Consider the following 16,779-nt stretch of genomic DNA (forward strand, 5'->3'; position numbering starts at 1 on the left):
TCACCGGACGCGGGCCCGGTGGGTGGGAGCCCGACCCGGTGTGATGTTGGCCGCCTCCCCGGTGGCGGCGGTGTACGGGCCGGTAACGTGGCCGCCATGTCGATCACCCGTTCCCTGTTCTCCGCTGCCCGGTCCGGCGGCCGCCGAGCCGCCGGCCGCCTCGTCCACCGGGGTTGGCAGTGGGTGCAGCGGGTCGGGGCGGTGTCCAGCGAGAGCCCCGGCCCGTACCGGTTCGGCGAGCTCGGTGCCGGGACGAAGCTGAGCTTCCCGCTGGGTGCGGTCTTCAACGAGCAGTGGATCACCATCGGCCCGTTCTCGATCATCGGCGAGCGCGTCACCATCAGCGCCGGCTTCCTGCCCGGCCTCGACCTCGGGCCCGAGCCGATCGTCCGGATCGGCGGCGGCTGCGTGATCGGTCGCGACAGCCACATCGTCGGCCACCAGTCGATCGTCCTCGGCGACGACGTGTGGACCGGCCCCGGCGTCTACATATCCGACCAGGCGCACGAGTACCGGGCCACCGACCTGCCGATCGGCAAGCAGTGGCCGCGCAACGAGCCGGTCGAGATCGGCGCCGGCAGCTGGATCGGCACCGGCGCGGTGATCCTCCCCGGCGCCCGGCTCGGCCGCAACGTGGTGGTCGCGGCCGGCTCGGTGGTGCGCGGCGAGGTGCCCGACCACTGCGTCGTCGCCGGGGCCCCGGCCAAGATCGTCCGGCGCTGGACCGCCGAGGAGGGCTGGCAACCCCCCTTCCGTCACGACGCGCCCAGCCCGCTCCCGGACCACATCACCGCCGAGCAACTGCGCGCCCTGGCGGGCTGGGACCTGCGCCTGCCGGGCGAGTCGGGGGTCTGAGGGACCGCGGGCCGGCCGGGAGGCGCAGGGCGCGTCCGGTCGGCCGGGAGGGCTCAGAGTGCGATCGGGCGGTGGCGGAGGGCCGCGTCGACGAGCTGCTCGACCGTCGCGTCCGCGAGTGCGGCCGGGGGACGGAAGAGCAGGTCGGAGACCGCGGGGTTCGGCACGTTGGCCTCCAGCAGTCGCAGGTAGAAGCCGCACTCCGGGTCGACGGCGAGGATCCGGCGGACGATCTCGGCGAGCTCGGCCCGGGTGATGCCGGGCACCCGGGGCCAGGACGGCCGGGCGGCCTCCCGGGCGAAGTCCTCCCGGCTGCGGCTGCCGTCGTACTCGGCGAAGTCGGGGGCGCGGTAGGCGTGGCCGGTGGCCGCGTTGAAGGCCGCGATCGCCGCCGGTGCCTCCTGGGCGCCCGTCAGGACGAGTTCGGCGATCCGGTCGATCTCGCGGCACAGGTCGTCCAGCCGGGCCGGGCTCACCGGCGGGGGTGACAGTTCTGCTCGGAGTTCCACGTCCGCCATCGTGCCCGCCGGTACCGACACGCTCGGGGGCGGGCCGGCGTCAGGCCGGTTCCTGGGTGCGCACGGCGTCGTGGGCGGCGATGGCGGCGGTGATGCGGAGCAGGTCGGCGGGGTGGGTGGGGTCGAGGCCGGTGAGGACGGCGATGCGGCGCAGGCGGTAGTCGACGGTGTTCGGGTGCAGGTGGAGCGCGCGGGCGGTGTGGCGGCGGTTGAGGCCGCCCGCGAGGTGGGTGCGCAGGGTGGTGAGCAGGTCGCCGGAGCCCGCCAAGGGCTCGATCAGGGAGGCGAGTCCGGACCGGGCGTGGCTGGGCCGGCTGAGCTGGTACTCCAGCAGCACGTCGTCGAGGCGGTGCAGCCCGGGCGGGCGGTCGAAGGCCTGCGCGACCCGCAGCACCTCGTGGGCGAGCGCGGCCGCTTCCGGCACCCCGGCGGGGGTGGCCGCCGCGGCACCGGCCCGGACGGCGGCGCCCGCGGCACGGGCGGTGCGGTGCACGGTGTCGGCGAGCAACTGCCAGGTGGCGGCGGGGACGCCGTCCGGCCGGCAGTCCAGCGGGACGAGCGCCACCCCGCCGGAGGCGGACAGTGAGCCGAGCACCGACTGCCGGGTGCGGTGGTCGAGTTCGGCGCGGAGCCGGCGCAGCTTGCGGTGGCCGGCCACCGTCCGGTCGACGCCGGGGGCCAGCTCGTCGGGGTGGTCGGCGACGGCGAGGCGGAGCACGGCGTACGCGGGTGGCAGCCGCAGTCCGGCGCGGGCGGCGTGGTCCTCGGCGGGGGTGCCGTCGAGCAGCGCGGTGAGCAGGGCGCGCCGGGCGGCGTGCTGTTCGTCGGCGAGGCTGCGGCGCCCCTCCACGTAGCCGGCACCGGCCGCGGTGGTGGCCCGGCGGAGCTGGTCGAGCAGCAGCCGGTTGAGGACGAGCAGGTCGGTCGCGTCGCCGTCGCGGGCCTGCCGGGTGACCAGCTCCCAGCAGACCTCCATGCCGAGGTGGTGGGCGAGCAGGACGGCGTCGAGCGGCACCCCCTCCTCGGCGCGGCGGGCGGCGGCCTCCCGGACGTCGGTGAACTCGGCCCCGGGGGCGGGGAGTCCGGTGCGGACGGCCTGGGCGAGGGCGCGGATCCGGCGCTCGGTGACCTGGGCGAGCTCACCGGTGACCTGTTCGCGGGGCAGCCGGCGGTAGGTCGGCACCCGGGCCAGCAGGGCGGTGATGACGGACTCGACCAACTCCGGTACGGCGCCGAGCAGTCGCTGGTCGGCGGGCACGCCGCCGATCACCGGGATCCGCCAACCGGGGGTGTGGGCAGGGGGGTTGTGACCGGTCACAGAAAACACCGTCCAGGTCTGGGGGACACCCAAGGGCCGGGTCGGAGGGGCGACCGCATGATGGAGGCACTCGGGTTACCTGTTGGTAACAAACATCTGCTGTGGAGGCAACAGTTGAGAACCCCACTTCTCCGCTTCTCGGCAAGACCGGCACGCCACCGGCTGCTCGGCGCCCTCGGTGCGGCCCTGCTGGCCGGGGCCCTGCTCGCGGGCGGCCCGGCCGGTGCCGCGTACGCGGCCGACGGCGTGGACGCGACCCCCACCGCGTCCGCCCCGGCGGCCCAACTCCCGCCGGACGGTGACCAGGTGGCCTCGCCGCCCGGGGCCAACGACTGGTCCTGCCGGCCCACCGCCGCCCACCCCAACCCGGTCGTCCTGGTGCACGGCACCTTCGCCAACCGGTACGAGAACTGGCTGGCGCTCTCCCCCCTGCTGAAGAGCCGGGGTTACTGCGTCTTCGCCCTCGACTACGGCACGGTGCCGGGCATCACCTCCTCCGGCAGCGGCCTGCTGCTGCCGATCGGCGGTCTCGGTCCGGCCGACGAGTCGGCCGCCCAACTCGGCCGCTTCGTGGACCTGGTGCGGACCGCGACCGGCGCGGCCAAGGTCGACCTGGTCGGCCACTCGCAGGGCGGCATGCTCCCGAACTACTACGTGAAGTTCCTCGGGGGCGCGGCCAAGGTGGACAAGGTGGTCGGCCTGGCGCCGTCCAACCACGGCACCACGCTCGACGGCATCACCAACCTGGCGCCGTACTTCCCCGGGGTCGCGGACCTGATCTACACCGCTTGCAAGGGCTGCCGGGACCAGGCGGTCGGCTCCGCGTTCAACCAGAAGATGGCCACCCTGCCGGACACCGTGCCGGGCGTGCGCTACACGGTGATCGCGACCGTGTACGACGAGGTGGTCACGCCGTACCGCACCCAGTTCCTCAGCGGTCCGAACGTGGACAACGTGGTGCTGCAGGACCGCTGCCCGGTCTCGCTCGCCGAGCACGTGGCGATCGCCTTCACGCCGACCGCGCTGCACCTGGTCACCAACGCCCTCGACCCGGCGCACGCGACGCCGGTGTACTGCGGCTGACGGCGTCCGCCCGGGTAGGGCTGTGGCCCGCGGGCTGCTGCCCGCATGGCTGCACGGGAAGTCGGCCGGCCCGACTTCCCGCGCAGCGGCGTGTCAGCGGAAGGTGACGACGGCGGTCACGCCGTCGGGCCGCAGCTCGTACGGGCCGCCGGGACCGTCCAGCAGGGCGGCGTCGAAGCGGGCGAGCGTGGTGCCGGTGACCGGGGCGGTACTGGTGACCGGGGTGGTGCCGGTGAGCGCGGCGCTGCCGGCGAGGCAGAGCACGAGGAGGGTTCCGCCGGCCGGGACGTCCACGGTCCGGGGTGCGGTGGCCAGGGCGAGGTCGGCGGTCGCGCGGCCGCGCCGGGTCATCACGTTGAAGTCGACCACCGGGCCGCCGAGCAGCCGGCAGTCCGTGGCCGCGTCGCCGGAGAACGCGAAGGGGCGGAACGGCTCGTCGATCCGGTGCTCGGCCCCGTCGACGGTCAGCACCATGCCGTCGCCGTCCACCAGGGTGATCACCCGGTCGATCCCGGCGAACAGCGAGAACGGCCCCTCGGAGGCCACGTCCGCGAGGCTGACCCGCCAGTCGAAGGCAGCCGGCCCGGCCCCGGCCGGGAACCCGGCCACCTCCCTGGTCACCCCGCCCCCGTTGAGCCACGGAGTGGCCGGCCGCTCGGCCGCCCGCAGTACCTGGATCCGCCCACTGGTCGTCATGGGCGGCATCCTGCCACGGGAGCGCGCGGCGGTCAGAGCAGGTCGACCTCGACCCGGTGATCGCGGAGGATCTCCAGCACGGTGGGGAAGCGGGCGAGGCGGTCCCGGGCGAGGGCGGAGTGCGACCAGCGGAGCGTGAACGGGGTGGTGGCGCCCCAGCGGCCGTCCAGGCAGTCGTCCAGTGCGTCGAGGTTCCAGCCGAAGTGGGGCGTGTCTGACAATTCGCGTCGGATCAGCGCGCGGCGCTGGGGTGCGTGCATCGCAAGGCGGAGGAGGGAGTCCATGCGGAGCATCGGCGACTGACGACAACGCGGCGAGGTGCGTGCCCCAGCGCCGGGCGCCCGGCGGGAATTGTCAGACACGCCCCTGGCCGCCGGGGCCGTTCACGGCTTCGCCGATGGCGCAGTAGAAGCTGTCCTCGTCGAGCACGTGGCGGCCGTCGAGCACGTGGACCGTGCCGGGCGGGGCGTCGGTGACCCCACGGTGGCCGTGGTGCCAGAGGGCCACCGAGAGCCAGGCGTGCCGTCCGGCCGGGCCGAGGGAGCGCCAGAGGCCGGGTCGGTCCAGCCGCCCGGCGCGGCGGAGCTCCCACGGCCAGGCGGAGTGCGGCAGCAGGTTGGCGCACCAGAGGTCGAGCGTGAGGTCGACCAGCTCCGCGCCGTGGCCGGACGGCCGTACCTCCCGGGCCGTCACCTCGGAGACGAAGTAGGAGCCCATCGCGGCACCGGCGTGGTCCAGCAGTTCGAGGTAGCCGCGGCCCGCCTCGGCACGCCTGCCGCCCAGGTGCCGCAGGGCCCGTTCCAGGCCGCCCTGCGGCGCGCAGCCGAGGAGCCGGACCCGGCGGCGGTCGCCGGGCAGCGGATCGAACAGGCCGGTCGCGTCCCGGGCGTACGCCCAGAGCTCGTCGTCGTCCTCGCCGGTCAGGCGGTACAGGGCTCCGTCCATGGCGACAGCGTAGGGCGGCCCGGTGGAGCGGCTCGACGGGTTTTCCCGTGGTGCCGGGGGCTCGACGTCGGTGGTCGGCGAGGACGGTGGTGATAGCCACGAGGTCCGGGAGAGGCTGGGGGCCTCCGGTAGGTCCTCGGGATCGTTCGGTGCGGCGACGACGGCGACGGCCGGGGCCGCCGCCGCGGTCGCCCGTGCGGAGAGTGGTGGCGTGCCTCGTCCGCTCCGGGGGCGAGCGGACGACGACTCGCCGTCGGCTCAGCGCCCCCGGGCGGTGAGGGGGAGCAGGGCGGCGACGGTGGCGGCCGCGGCGACGGTGGTGAGGGCGAGCGGGAGGCTCGCGGCGTCGGCGAGGAAGCCGATCACGGGCGGGCCGATCAGCATGCCGCCGTAGCCGAGGGTGGAGGCGAGGGCGACGCCCTGCGGGCCGCCGGTGGCGCCGGCCCGGGCGATGGCGAGCGGGAACAGGTTGGCCAGGCCGAGCCCGACCAGCACGAGGCCGGCGAGGGCGAGCGGCACCGCGGGGGCGAGCGCGGCGAGCAGCATGCCGGCCGCGGCGGTGAGGCCGCCGAGGAGCATCAGCCGGGTCTGCCCGAGCCTGATGGAGAGCCAGGTCCCGGCGACCCGGCCGCCGGTCATCGCGAAGGCGTACGCGGCGTACCCGGCGGCGGCCGCGCCGGCCGTGGCGTGGACGTCGTCGGTGAGGTGCAGGGTGGTCCAGTCGGCGATGGCGCCCTCGCCGTACGCGGTGCAGAAGGCGGTGAGGCCGAGCAGCAGGACGAGCAGCCCGGCGTGCGGAAGGCGGGTCTTCCCCGGGGGCGGGGTGGCGGCGCGGTCCGGCGCGACCACCGGCGCCGCCGGCCCGCGCAGCAGCACGACGCCCGCGACCGCGGTGACGGTCAGTCCGAGCAGGCCGCCGAGGGCGAGCGCCCAGGCGGTGCTGAGGGTGGTGGCGAGGAGCCCGCCGACGCCCGCGCCGAGCAGGCCGCCGAGGCTGTACCCGGCGTGGAAGCTGGGCATCACCGGGCGCCGCAGCTGGGCGACCAGGTCGACGGCGGCGCTGTTCATGGCGACGTTGGCCCCGCCGTACCCCGCGCCGAAGAGCAGCAGGACACCGCCGAGCGCCGCCACCGAGTGGGCGTGCGCGGGCAGCGGGACGGCGAGGCCGAGCAGGGCGAGCGAGCCGACGGTCACCGGCCGCGAGCCGTAGCGCAGGCAGAGCCGGCCGACCAGGGGCATGGTGGCGACGGCGCCGGCCGACACGCAGAGCAGGGCGAGGCCGAGCGCGCTGTGCGAGGCGCTGACCTGGCTGCGGATGTCCGGGATCCTGACGACCCAGGCGGCGAAGAGGAAGCCGTCGACGGCGAAGAAGGCGGTGAGCGCGAGGCGGGCGGCGCTCCAGGGGGTGTCGGGGACGGCGGGTGTGCTGCGAGACTGGGTGGACGGCCGGTCGGTTCGGGCGTGGGAACGGATTTTGTTTCGAAGCGGCACAAAGTCACAATAGGGGCGTGCAGCTCACTCCCTCAAGTCCGAAGCCCGTCGGCCCGCAGGCCCCCGGTCGGAAGCCCGCCGGCCCGAGGCCCGGCGCCGAGGCCGATCGCGAGGCGCAGCGCGACGCCCAGCGCCGCGCGGCCCCCGACCGCGGCCGGACGCTGCTCGGCCCCGCGCTCTCGCTCATCCACACCGGCCAGACCCCGACCCGCTCGGCGCTCACCCGCGCGCTCGACGTCACCCGGGCCACCGCCGGCGCGGTCACGGCGGAGCTGGAGGCGCTCGGCCTGATCACCGTCGACTCCCGCCCGGCCGGCGGCGGCCGCGGCCGCCCCTCGCACCGGCTGGCCATCGACCCCGAGGGCCCGGTGGTGATCGCCGGCCAGATCCACGCCGACGGCCTGAGCGTCACCCTGGCCGGCCTCGGCGGACTGCTCGACCCCCCGGTGCACCGGCCGCTGCCCGCCGCCACCGACCCGGTCCGGATGCTGCGCGCCGTCGCCGAGGCCGGTGCCGAGCTGGCCCGCAACAGCGGCCGCCGCTGCCTCGGCGCCGCGCTCGCCCTGCCCAACCCGGTCACCGAACCGGACGGCACCGCGCTCGCCGCCCTGCACTTCGCCTGGCCCAGCGGCACACCCGTGGCGGACCTGTACGACGTCGAGGTCGGCCGTGCCGACAACGGGCCGAACGCGCTCGACCCGCTGCCCACCGCCATCGCCAACGACGCCAACCTGGCCGCGCTCGCCGAGTACCGGCACGGCGCCGGCCGCGACTCCCGCCACCTGCTGCTGGTCACCTCCGGCCACCGCGGCGTCGGCGGCGCGCTGGTGATCGACGGCCGGCTGCACACCGGCAGCGCCGGGCTCGCGCTCGAGGTCGGCCACCTCACCGTGGACCCGCAGGGCCGGCCCTGCCAGTGCGGCAACCGGGGCTGCCTCAACTCCGAGACCGACCCGGACGCGCTGTTCGCCGCCGCCGGGCTCACCCCCGACCCGGACCGGCCGCTGCTCGACCAGGCCCGCGAACTCTGCCACGCCGCCGCCGGCGACGAGCGGGCCCGGGCCGCCGTCGAGCACGTCATCGACCGGCTCGGTCTGGGGCTGGCCGGCGTCGCCAACATCCTCAACCCCGACCGGGTGGTGCTCAGCGGGCTCCACCGCGACCTGCTGGAGGCCGCGCCCGACCGGCTGCGCGCGGTGGTCGCCGAGCGCTGCCTCTGGGGGCGCAGCGGCCGGGTGCCGATCGTCGGCGCCGAGCTGGCGCACAGCGCGCTGGCCGGGGCGGCGGAGCTGGCCTGGCGGCCGTACCTCGCCGACCCGCAGTCGGTCGCGGCGGGTTGAACGGCGGGCGGCCCGCGTGGTGGTCTGGCGTAGTGGCCCGCGTGGTGGCCTGAGCGGCGGGTGAGCGCCCACGAGCTGGGCGGGTGGGCGCCGAGCCCGGCGGGTGAGCGCCGAGCTGGGCGGGGGCTGCCGGGCACGCGATAACCGGGCACGCGATAAGCGGAACCTGGGGCTACGAAAACCGTCACTTATCGTGACTCTCGTACACTCGTAGTGAGCAGACGGGGGGTCGAGCGAGGAGAGTGACCATGGGCGCCCAGCCGAGTGCCGAGCGGACCGACGACGTGGACCGCTCCGACGCGGCCTACCGCAGCTGGCTCAAGGAGGCGGTGCGCAAGGTCCAGGCCGACGCCAACCGCTCCGCCGACACCCACCTGCTCCGCTTCCCGCTCCCCGCCGACTGGGGCATCGACCTCTACCTCAAGGACGAGTCGACCCACCCGACCGGCTCGCTCAAGCACCGGCTGGCCCGCTCGCTCTTCCTGTACGGGCTCTGCAACGGCTGGATCCGCCCCGGCAAGCCGGTGATCGAGGCGTCCAGCGGCTCCACCGCCGTCTCCGAGGCGTACTTCGCGCAGCTCATCGGCGTGCCGTTCATCGCCGTGATGGCCAAGTCCACCAGCCAGGCGAAGATCGACCTGATCCAGTTCCACGGCGGCGAGTGCCACCTGGTCAAGCGCTCCGACGAGGTGTACGAGGCCTCCGCCCGGCTCGCCGAGGAGACCGGCGGCCACTACATGGACCAGTTCACCTACGCCGAGCGGGCCACCGACTGGCGCGGCAACAACAACATCGCCGAGTCGGTCTTCGCCCAGCTGCGCCTGGAGCCGCACCCGGAGCCGGCCTGGATCGTGGCCACCGCGGGGACGGGCGGCACCTCGGCGACCATCGCCCGGTACGTGCACTACATGCAGTACGACACCCGGATCTGCGTCGCCGACCCGGAGAACTCCTGCTTCTTCGACGGCTGGGTCGGGCACGACCCGCACGCGGTCTGCGAGAGCGGCTCGCGGATCGAGGGGATCGGCCGGCCCCGCATGGAACCGAGCTTCGTGCCCGGGGCGATCGACCGGATGATGAAGGTCCCCGACGCCGCCTCGATCGCCGCCGTGCGGGTGCTGGAGGACGTGCTCGGCAAGAAGGCGGGTGCCTCCACCGGGACGGGGCTGTGGAGCGCGCTGAAGATCGTCGCGCAGATGCGGGCGGCGGGGGAGCGCGGCAGCGTGGTCACCCTGATCTGCGACCCGGGCGACCGCTACCTGGACAAGTACTACTCGGACGACTGGCTGGCCGGCGAGCGGATCGACATCGCGCCGTACCGGGCCCGGCTGGAGTCCTTCCTGGCCGGAGGCGCCTGGTCGGGCTGACGCCGGAGGCCCGGCGGCCGGGCCCGCGGCTACCGGTCGAGCGGATGCTGGGGGGCGGGGCCCGGGCGGACCGACGGCCGGCGCAGCACCGCCGTGCCGGCGGCGAGGTCGATGCCGGTCCGCCTCGGCGCGCCGTCGTGCTCGTCGTCCCGCAGCACCAGCGCGATCCGGCGCTGTTCCAACTGCGCCCGCTTGCCCGGGTAGAGCAGCGCGTGCAGTTCCTCGGTGGCGGTCGCGCCCGCCCGGCCGGCCTCCGGGCGCGGGCCCGGCCGGGCGCCTGCCGCCGCTGGCCGGGCGAGCAGCCGGCGGGCGACGCCGCCGAGGAAGAACACCACGACCAGGGCGGCCGGCAGCAGCAGCCCGCCCGCCGCGCCACCGAGAAGCATGCTCATACCGGCCCAACGGGCGCCGGGCGCACCCGGGTTCCCCGTCCGTCACACTTGGGCGGCGCTGCTGCGGCGTCCGGACGGCCGCCCGCCGGGTCACGGCAGCCGGGCGCCCGGCAGGTCGGCGGGCACCAGCAACTGGAGCTCCTCGGTGGACGGTTCGGCCAGTTGGGCGACCCGCATGGCGTGCCGTTCGACCATCGTCTCGAAGACCTGCCGCGCGGTTCGCCCGTTGCCGAAGTTGGGCCCGCGCTCCAGCGCGGCGAAGTGCTCCAGCAGCGCGCCCTCGGTGGCCTCGGCGAGCGCGTACTCGTGCTCGGCGCACTGGGCGCGGGCGATCTCCAGCAGCTCGTCGGCGGTGTAGTCGGAGAAGGTGATGGTCCGTGAGAAGCGGGACGACACACCGGGGTTGGCGGAGAGGAAGCGTTCCATCTCGGCGGTGTAGCCGGCCACGATGACGACCACCTCGTCCCGGTGGTCCTCCATCAGCTTGACCAGGGTGTCGATCGCCTCCCGCCCGAAGTCGCGGGCGCCGTCCTCCGGCGCGAGCGCGTAGGCCTCGTCGATGAAGAGGACCCCGCCGCGGGCCCGGTCGAAGGCGGCGGCGGTGCGGATCGCGGTGGAGCCGATGTGCTCGCCGACCAGGTCGACCCGGGCCACCTCGACCAGGTGGCCGCGCTGCAGCACCCCGAGCGAGGCCAGGATCTCGCCGTAGAGCCGGGCGACGGTGGTCTTGCCGGTGCCGGGGGCGCCGGTGAAGACCAGGTGGCGGCGGAGCGAGGGGGCCTTGAGCCCGGCCTGGCGGCGGCGCCGGCCGACCGAGATCAGGTCGATCAGCGTGCGGACCTCCTGCTTGACGGTGGCCAGGCCGACCAGCGCGTCGAGTTCGGCGAGCGCCTCGTCGGCGGGCCGGCAGTCCGGGATCGGCCCGATCGCCGCCGTGGGCGGTGCGGCGGCCGTCACCGCCACCGCCGCGGCGGTCAACGGCACCGGCGGCGCGGCCGGTTGGGCGGTCCGCGGGGCGGGCAGCTCGGGTGCGGCGGCTGGGACGACGTCGTCGGAGGTGCAGGCCTCGACCACCGGCCCGGGCTCGGAGAACTCGAACCCGGCCCGTTCGTTCTGCTCCGCCCGGCAGCGGGTCAGCACGGTGCGGCAGCCGTCGATGATGTGGAAGCCGAAGCCCTTGCCGTGCGAGACCCGGCAGTCCTCGAAGCTGCCGCGGCCCTGCGCGGAGACGTACACCCCGGCGTCCGTGCTGGCCCGGACGGTGCAGTCGCGCACCACCGGGTCGGCGCCCTTGGTGACGATCACCCCGGTGGCCACGTCGGAGATCTCGCAGTCGGTGAGCAGCCCGCCGCTGCCGTGGTCGCGGAACCAGAGCCCGGTGCCGGCCTCCTGGACCCGGCAGCGGCTCAGGGTCACGCCGGCGCCGCCGCTGACCGAGACGGCGGAGCTGCGGATCCGGCTGAACGAGCAGCCCTCGGCGGTGGCGGCGGAGTCCCGGTCGAGGACGAAGAGCGCGTCGGGGAGGTCGTGCAGCGAGCAGTCGGTGAGGGTGAGCCGGGCGCCGTCGCTGACCCAGAGCGCCGGGTACTCGCCGGAGGAGCCGTGGAGTTCGCAGGATTCGGCGGTGGCCTCGGTGCCCTGGTCCCAGACCGAGAGCGCGCCGCGCCCGAAGTCCCGCACGGTGCTGTTGACCAGGCTGAGCCGGGCGCGGCCGCGCAGGTCGGCGCCGTTCTCCGGCAGGTCGTGCACCCGGCAGCCGGTCAGTACCAGTTCGGCCTCGCCGTCCAGGGTCACGCCGTTGCCGGTGACCCGGTGGATGTCGCAGTCGACCAGCCGGCCGCCGGCCCGCGCCTCGGCCTGCACGCCGCTGCCGCGGATCTCGTAGATCTCGCAGCCGGTCAGTTCGGCGGCGCTGCCCGGGTCGGTGAGCAGCACGCCGGCGCCGGCCGCGTGGTGGATCCGGCAGCGTTCGAGGGCGGCGGTGGCGCCGCCGAGGACGGCCAGTCCGGCCTGCCCGGCGGTGGCGACCTCGCAGTCGTCGAAGGCGGCGGCGGTTTCCTCGCCGCGCAGCCGCAGGCCCAGGCCGGCCGGGTTGGCGATCACGCAGCCGCGCAGGGTGGGCCGGGCGCCGCCGGTGACCTCGACGCCGGCTGCCGAGCGGGTCTCCACCCGGCAGCCGCTGAGCGCGGGGGTCGCGTCCGGGCCGGTGACCAGCACGGCCGGGACGGAGCTGTCGCTGCCCTCGACCACCAGGTCGCGGACGGTGGCCGCGGCGGTGACGGTCAGCGGTACGCCGCTCGGCGGGTCGATCCGGACCGTGCCGGGGCCCTGCGCGGGGACGACGGTGACCGGCTTGTCCAGCACCACGTTCTCCCGGTAGGTGCCCGGTCGCAGGGTCACCGTGTCGCCCGGTTCGGCGGCGGCGAGGGCCTCCGCGAGCGTGTCGTACTCGCCGGCGCGGCGCCGCCAGCGGGATGCGCTGTCCTGGGTGACCCGGACCCTGTGCTCAGCCATGACGGTCTGTCGTCCCCACCTTCGTCGAGCCGGCGATCAACGGGCCGTACGCGCGGGGGTGCGCGGGCCGTCCGCCCACCGTAGCGCGCCCGCGCGGGTGGTCCGGCCGCCCGGCGGCGGGCGGGGCCGGGGACCGTTTCGTCTTCACCACATGCTTCAACGAGCGCGCACAGTCACGGTTCCGGACGCGGGCCAGTGCGCGCCGTCCTCCAGCACCTCGACCCCGTCGCCGACGCGGAGCGTCCCGAGCACGTCACCCTCGACCCCGGCCGGGCGCTCGGGGATCAGGTTCTGCCCGAACGCGGCCTTCTTCAGCAGCCGGTGGTGCTTGGCGAGGGTGCGCAGCGGCTCCTTCCCGCGCCGTTCGCCGGTCTCCTGGTCGGTGGTGGTGATGACGCACCGGCCGCAGGGCTTGACCACCCGGAAGGTCAGCTCGCCGATCCGGATCCGGCGCCAGCCGTCCTCGGCCCACGGCTCGGCGCCGTCGACGACCACGTTGGGGCGGAACCGCTCCATCGGCAGCGCCTCGTGGCCCTCCGGGTTCTCCTCGGCGATCAGTTCGTTGAGCCGGGCCAGCGAGGCGGTGGAGGCGAGCAGCAGCGGGAACCCGTCGGCCATCGAGACGGTGTCTCCGGGCTCGGAGAACTGCGGGTCGGTCGGCCGGGCGCGCGGGTCGTCCAGGTGCACCAGGCGGTAGTCGCCGAGGTGTTCGGCGATCCAGAGGTGGGCCTCCTTGGCGGCCTCGGCGGCGCGGAAGCGGGTGCCCCAGACCTCGACGTCGACGAGCGGGTCGCCGGCGGCGACGGCGGGTGCCGGGACGGTCGTGCGGGAGCCGTCGGGGGCGGTGAGGGTGAGCGTGCCGTCGTCGGCGAGCTCGGTGCGGATCTGGCCGAGGGCGGCGTTCTCGCGCTGGCTGACGAACCGTCCGGTGTCGTCGGCCAGCATCCACCGTCGGTCGCCGAGCAGGCCCCACGGTTCGACCCGCGCCTCGGCGGGGCTCAGGCGGTACATCGACTTGACGGGGTAGACGTGGAGTCCGGTGAGCAGCATGCCCCCATCCTGCCAGGCGGCCCGCGCGCACCGGCACCCCCGTTCCGCCGGGGGTTCCGGGCCCGTACGCGCACGGACCGCCCGGACGCCGTGGGGAGGCGGTCCGGGCGGTCCGTGGATGACCCGTTTCTCCGTACGCCCGGCGCGGTGGCGCCGGGTGGTGCTCAGGTGGTGCGGGTTCGGGCCGGGTGGGGCCGGCCCGGAGGTGTCAGTAGGCCTGGCCCTGCGGCTGGTAGCCCTGCTGGAACTGGCCGGGCTCGCCGTACCCGCCCGGCCGCTGCGGCTGCATCGGGCGGACCGGCGCGACCGGGGAGACGGCCGGGCGCAGGTGGGTGCCGCCGAAGCTCTGGTCGCCCTGGCCGGAGAAGCCGGCACCGGCCGGGCCGGTCCCGGCGAAGGACTGCTGTCCGCCGAACGACTGCTGTCCGCCGAAGCTCTGCGGGCCGCCGTGCGCCTGGCCGGCCGGCTGCTGGCCGCCGAAGGAGGCCGGGCCGCCCAGCGGCTGCGCGCCGAAGGTCTGCTGGCCGCCCTGTCCGGCGCCGACGAAGGTGTTCTGCCCGCCGAAGCTCTGGCCGCCGGACGGCTGGTAGCCGCCGGTGGTGGCCTGGGCGAAGCCGGGGGCGGGGGCCTGCGGGCGCTGGGCGGCCAGGTAGGGCTGCGGGCCGCCGTAGCCGGGGACGGGCGGCTGGGGCGCGACGGCGTACGCCGGCGCGGGCTGCGCCGGGATGTACGCGGTGGCGGGGCCGGTGGAGGGGCCGCTGCTCGGGCCGGGGCCCAGGGCGAGGCGGGCGGGGGGCAGCGCGGGGAGGTTGCTGCCGGGAGTGTCGTACCCACCGCCGTACCGGTTGTCGTAGGACGGGCCGAGGCCGGATCCGTAACCGGTGGACAGCGCCGGCGGCAGGGCGGCCGGCACGTTGATGGGCGCGATCTGCGGGACACCGCGTTCTGCGACGAGGGAGTCGTAGATGGGCGTGCCGGAGGAAAAGGACGGAGAGGGGTAGCCGACTCCGTCGTAGGAGCGGGGCGAGGTCATGGGGCATACGGTAAGCCCACAATGCGGCTGCTGAGGAGAGTGGGAGGCCGAGCAGTTCGAGTGTTTACACAGTCTTCGCTCGCACAAAGGACTCGAAAGTAGTAAGAACGGACATTCTGGCGGCGAGTTCAGGCCAGCCCGGGGCCGGGGTCCGGGGTCGAACAGGGCCCGGACGGGGGCCGCGGAGGCCGGTGCGGTGACGGGCCGGTGAACGGTTCGGGGCCCGGCGAAGAAACTTTTGCGGGCGGGGCGTGCGCTGGCGCATTCGAGCCCCCGGCGGAGGGCCGACGGGGGCTCGTGAATGTTTCGGGGATAAATTTCAGGTGAGCGCAGGTCAGGGGCGCGAAGCCGGGCGTCCCGCGCCTCACCCGGCCCCGGTGAGCCGGTGCGGGCCTGGGCGGGTCTCAGCGGGCCTGGGCGGACTGGGGCGACGCGGTGGCCTGGGTGGGGAACCCCGGCCGGCCGGCCACCTCGGAGGTGCAGAACGAGCAGCGCACCGCGGCCGCCGGGATCGGGCTGAGGCACTCCGGGCAGTCCGCCTTGGCGGCCGGCGCGGGCTTGGCGCCCTCGAGCTTCGCCTGCAGCTTGCCGACCGGCACCACCACGACGAAGTAGATCACCGCGGCCACCAGCACGAAGCTGATCAGCGCGTTCACGAACACGCCGTACGGGAACCGGGTGCCGGCCACCGAGAAGGTCTTCTGGGTGAAGTCGCCGACCGCGCCGGTCGCGACCCCGACGAGCGGGGTGAGGAAGGCGGTGACGAACCCGGTGACGACGGCGGTGAAGGCCGCGCCGATGACGATGCCGACCGCGAGGTCCACGACGTTTCCGCGCAGCAGGAAGCTGCGGAATCCCTTGAGCACCGGGCGACTCCAAATCCGTTCGGGGGAGGGTGGGATGGGACCGCGGGCCCCGGCCGGACATCCTGCCGACCGGCGGTACCCGCGGTCCAACCGCGTTCACCCGAACCGCGTAACCGGGCCCGGGCCCGGTCAGGCGTCGCGCAGGCGCTCCGCGTACGGCTGGATCCGGGCCACCGCGGCCCCGACCCGGCCGGCGCTAACAAGGCGTCAAGATCGCTCCGCCGCCTCTGGGAACCGGACCGGCACAGGCGCATACTTCCCTGCGCGGCGCACCCGTACGACGGAGCCAACAGGGACTCCGCCCGGGGGCGCCGGCACGGGGAAAGGTCACCGACATGGTGGTACTCGCGGGCCTCGCGGCCCTGGGAATTCTCTGGCTCGCCACCGGGGTGCGGGTGGTGCAGCAGTACGAGCGGGGTGTCGTCTTCCGGCTGGGCCGGGTGCACGGCCACGTGCGCCAGCCCGGCCCCACCCTGCTGGTCCCGGTCATCGACCGGATGCGCAAGGTCAACGTGCAGGTCATCACCATGCCGGTGCCCGCCCAGGAGGGCATCACCCGGGACAACGTCTCGGTGCGCGTCGACGCGGTCGTCTACTTCCGGGTGGTCGACCCGGTGCTCGCCACCGTCGACGTGCAGAACTACGCCTTCGCCATGTCGCAGGTCGCGCAGACCTCGCTGCGCTCGATCATCGGCAAGAGCGAGCTCGACGACCTGCTGTCCGGCCGGGAGAACCTGCACCGCGGCCTGGAACTGATGCTGGAGACGCCGGCCGTCGGGTGGGGCGTGCAGATCGACCGGGTCGAGATCAAGGACGTCGCGCTGCCCGACTCGATGAAGCGCTCGATGGCCCGGCAGGCCGAGGCCGACCGTGAGCGGCGCGCCCGCATCATCACCGCCGACGGCGAGTTCCAGGCGGCCGAGAAGCTCGCCCAGGCGGCGGAGATGATGGACAACTCGCCCTCCGCGCTCCAGCTGCGCCTGCTGCAGACGGTCGTCGAGGTGGCGGCGGAGAAGAACTCCACGCTGGTCCTGCCGTTCCCGGTGGAACTGCTGCGCTTCTTCGACGGCGCGACGCCGAAGGCGGGCACCGGCCCGCAGGCGGGCACCGTCCCGGGGCGGTCGACGGCGCCGGCCGAGCCGGCCGGTGAGCACCGTCCGGCGGGGGAGCCGCCCGCGCTCGCCAAGGCCGACCCCGCCTCGGCCGCCGCGGCCGCGGTGATCCCGCCGCGCCCGGAGCACGCGCCGCGCGCCGAGTGACGTGAGGCCCGCTGGGGCACCGGGGCGGCGTCCCGGCCCGGGCCGTGGCCGC

General features: G+C 75.3%; 16 protein-coding genes. 5 read left to right on the forward strand and 11 right to left on the reverse strand.

What is annotated here, in order from left to right; genetic code table 11:
• Positions 1-96 precede the first annotated feature (96 nt).
• The gene (locus tag ACFVHB_RS19535; RefSeq protein ID WP_380323332.1) at positions 97-855 is read left to right on the forward strand and encodes an acyltransferase; all 759 of its coding nucleotides are present in this window, start codon (positions 97-99) and stop codon (positions 853-855) included.
• 53 nt (positions 856-908) lie between these two features.
• On the opposite strand, the gene ACFVHB_RS19540 is transcribed toward ACFVHB_RS19535, so the two are convergent.
• Both ACFVHB_RS19540 and ACFVHB_RS19545 read right to left on the reverse strand, forming a co-directional pair.
• Positions 909-1,373 carry a hypothetical protein gene (locus tag ACFVHB_RS19540; protein WP_380323335.1) on the reverse strand — a complete coding sequence of 155 codons (465 nt, stop codon included), beginning with the start codon at positions 1,371-1,373 and terminating at the stop codon, positions 909-911.
• A gap of 40 nt (positions 1,374-1,413) precedes the next feature.
• Entirely contained in the window at positions 1,414-2,691 is a 1,278-nt protein-coding gene (locus ACFVHB_RS19545; RefSeq protein WP_380323338.1) for a PucR family transcriptional regulator, read from the reverse strand.
• 201 nt (positions 2,692-2,892) lie between these two features.
• Between ACFVHB_RS19545 and ACFVHB_RS19550 the strand changes: the two genes are divergently transcribed.
• Positions 2,893-3,774 carry an esterase/lipase family protein gene (locus ACFVHB_RS19550; RefSeq protein WP_380323520.1) on the forward strand — a complete coding sequence of 294 codons (882 nt, stop codon included), beginning with the start codon at positions 2,893-2,895 and terminating at the stop codon, positions 3,772-3,774.
• Positions 3,775-3,867: 93 nt separating this feature from the next.
• Here the strand turns inward: ACFVHB_RS19550 and ACFVHB_RS19555 are convergent, their stop codons facing one another.
• The 4 genes from ACFVHB_RS19555 to ACFVHB_RS19570 form a co-directional block, all read right to left on the reverse strand.
• Positions 3,868-4,470 carry a HutD family protein gene (locus ACFVHB_RS19555; RefSeq protein ID WP_380323341.1) on the reverse strand — a complete coding sequence of 201 codons (603 nt, stop codon included), beginning with the start codon at positions 4,468-4,470 and terminating at the stop codon, positions 3,868-3,870.
• A 32-nt stretch (positions 4,471-4,502) separates the two neighbouring features.
• Complete coding sequence (locus ACFVHB_RS19560; protein ID WP_380323344.1) at positions 4,503-4,691, reverse strand: barstar family protein; 189 nt, start codon at positions 4,689-4,691, stop codon at positions 4,503-4,505.
• A 133-nt stretch (positions 4,692-4,824) separates the two neighbouring features.
• Positions 4,825-5,415 (reverse strand): Barstar domain containing protein, encoded by a 591-nt coding sequence (locus ACFVHB_RS19565; protein WP_380323347.1) that lies wholly within the window; start codon positions 5,413-5,415, stop codon positions 4,825-4,827.
• 258 nt (positions 5,416-5,673) lie between these two features.
• Complete coding sequence (locus ACFVHB_RS19570) at positions 5,674-6,906, reverse strand: MFS transporter (protein WP_380323350.1); 1,233 nt, start codon at positions 6,904-6,906, stop codon at positions 5,674-5,676.
• Between the two features lie 17 nt (positions 6,907-6,923).
• On the opposite strand from ACFVHB_RS19570, the gene ACFVHB_RS19575 reads away from it, so the two are divergent.
• A complete protein-coding gene (locus ACFVHB_RS19575) occupies positions 6,924-8,246 on the forward strand; it encodes an ROK family protein (protein WP_380323353.1) in 1,323 nt (440 codons plus the stop codon).
• Positions 8,247-8,494: 248 nt separating this feature from the next.
• Positions 8,495-9,613 (forward strand): PLP-dependent cysteine synthase family protein, encoded by a 1,119-nt coding sequence (locus ACFVHB_RS19580; RefSeq protein WP_380323356.1) that lies wholly within the window; start codon positions 8,495-8,497, stop codon positions 9,611-9,613.
• A gap of 29 nt (positions 9,614-9,642) precedes the next feature.
• Here the strand turns inward: ACFVHB_RS19580 and ACFVHB_RS19585 are convergent, their stop codons facing one another.
• From ACFVHB_RS19585 to mscL, 5 genes are all read right to left on the reverse strand, one after another.
• On the reverse strand, positions 9,643-10,005 hold the full coding sequence (locus ACFVHB_RS19585; RefSeq protein ID WP_380323359.1) for a DUF6191 domain-containing protein: 363 nt from the start codon (positions 10,003-10,005) through the stop codon (positions 9,643-9,645).
• 90 nt (positions 10,006-10,095) lie between these two features.
• A complete protein-coding gene (locus ACFVHB_RS19590; protein ID WP_380323362.1) occupies positions 10,096-12,519 on the reverse strand; it encodes a right-handed parallel beta-helix repeat-containing protein in 2,424 nt (807 codons plus the stop codon).
• 156 nt (positions 12,520-12,675) lie between these two features.
• Complete coding sequence (locus tag ACFVHB_RS19595; RefSeq protein WP_380323364.1) at positions 12,676-13,569, reverse strand: MOSC domain-containing protein; 894 nt, start codon at positions 13,567-13,569, stop codon at positions 12,676-12,678.
• 208 nt (positions 13,570-13,777) lie between these two features.
• Positions 13,778-14,602: a DUF6643 family protein gene (locus tag ACFVHB_RS19600; protein WP_380323367.1), complete on the reverse strand. Its 825-nt coding sequence runs from the start codon at positions 14,600-14,602 to the stop codon at positions 13,778-13,780.
• A gap of 404 nt (positions 14,603-15,006) precedes the next feature.
• The gene (mscL, locus tag ACFVHB_RS19605; RefSeq protein ID WP_380323370.1) at positions 15,007-15,468 is read right to left on the reverse strand and encodes a large conductance mechanosensitive channel protein MscL; all 462 of its coding nucleotides are present in this window, start codon (positions 15,466-15,468) and stop codon (positions 15,007-15,009) included.
• Between the two features lie 335 nt (positions 15,469-15,803).
• On the opposite strand from mscL, the gene ACFVHB_RS19610 reads away from it, so the two are divergent.
• Entirely contained in the window at positions 15,804-16,727 is a 924-nt protein-coding gene (locus ACFVHB_RS19610; protein ID WP_380323373.1) for a slipin family protein, read from the forward strand.
• Positions 16,728-16,779: the final 52 nt, after the last annotated feature.

This window comes from Kitasatospora sp. NPDC127111 (assembly GCF_042677465.1).
In the GTDB taxonomy this organism is placed as follows: Bacteria; Actinomycetota; Actinomycetes; order Streptomycetales; family Streptomycetaceae; genus Kitasatospora.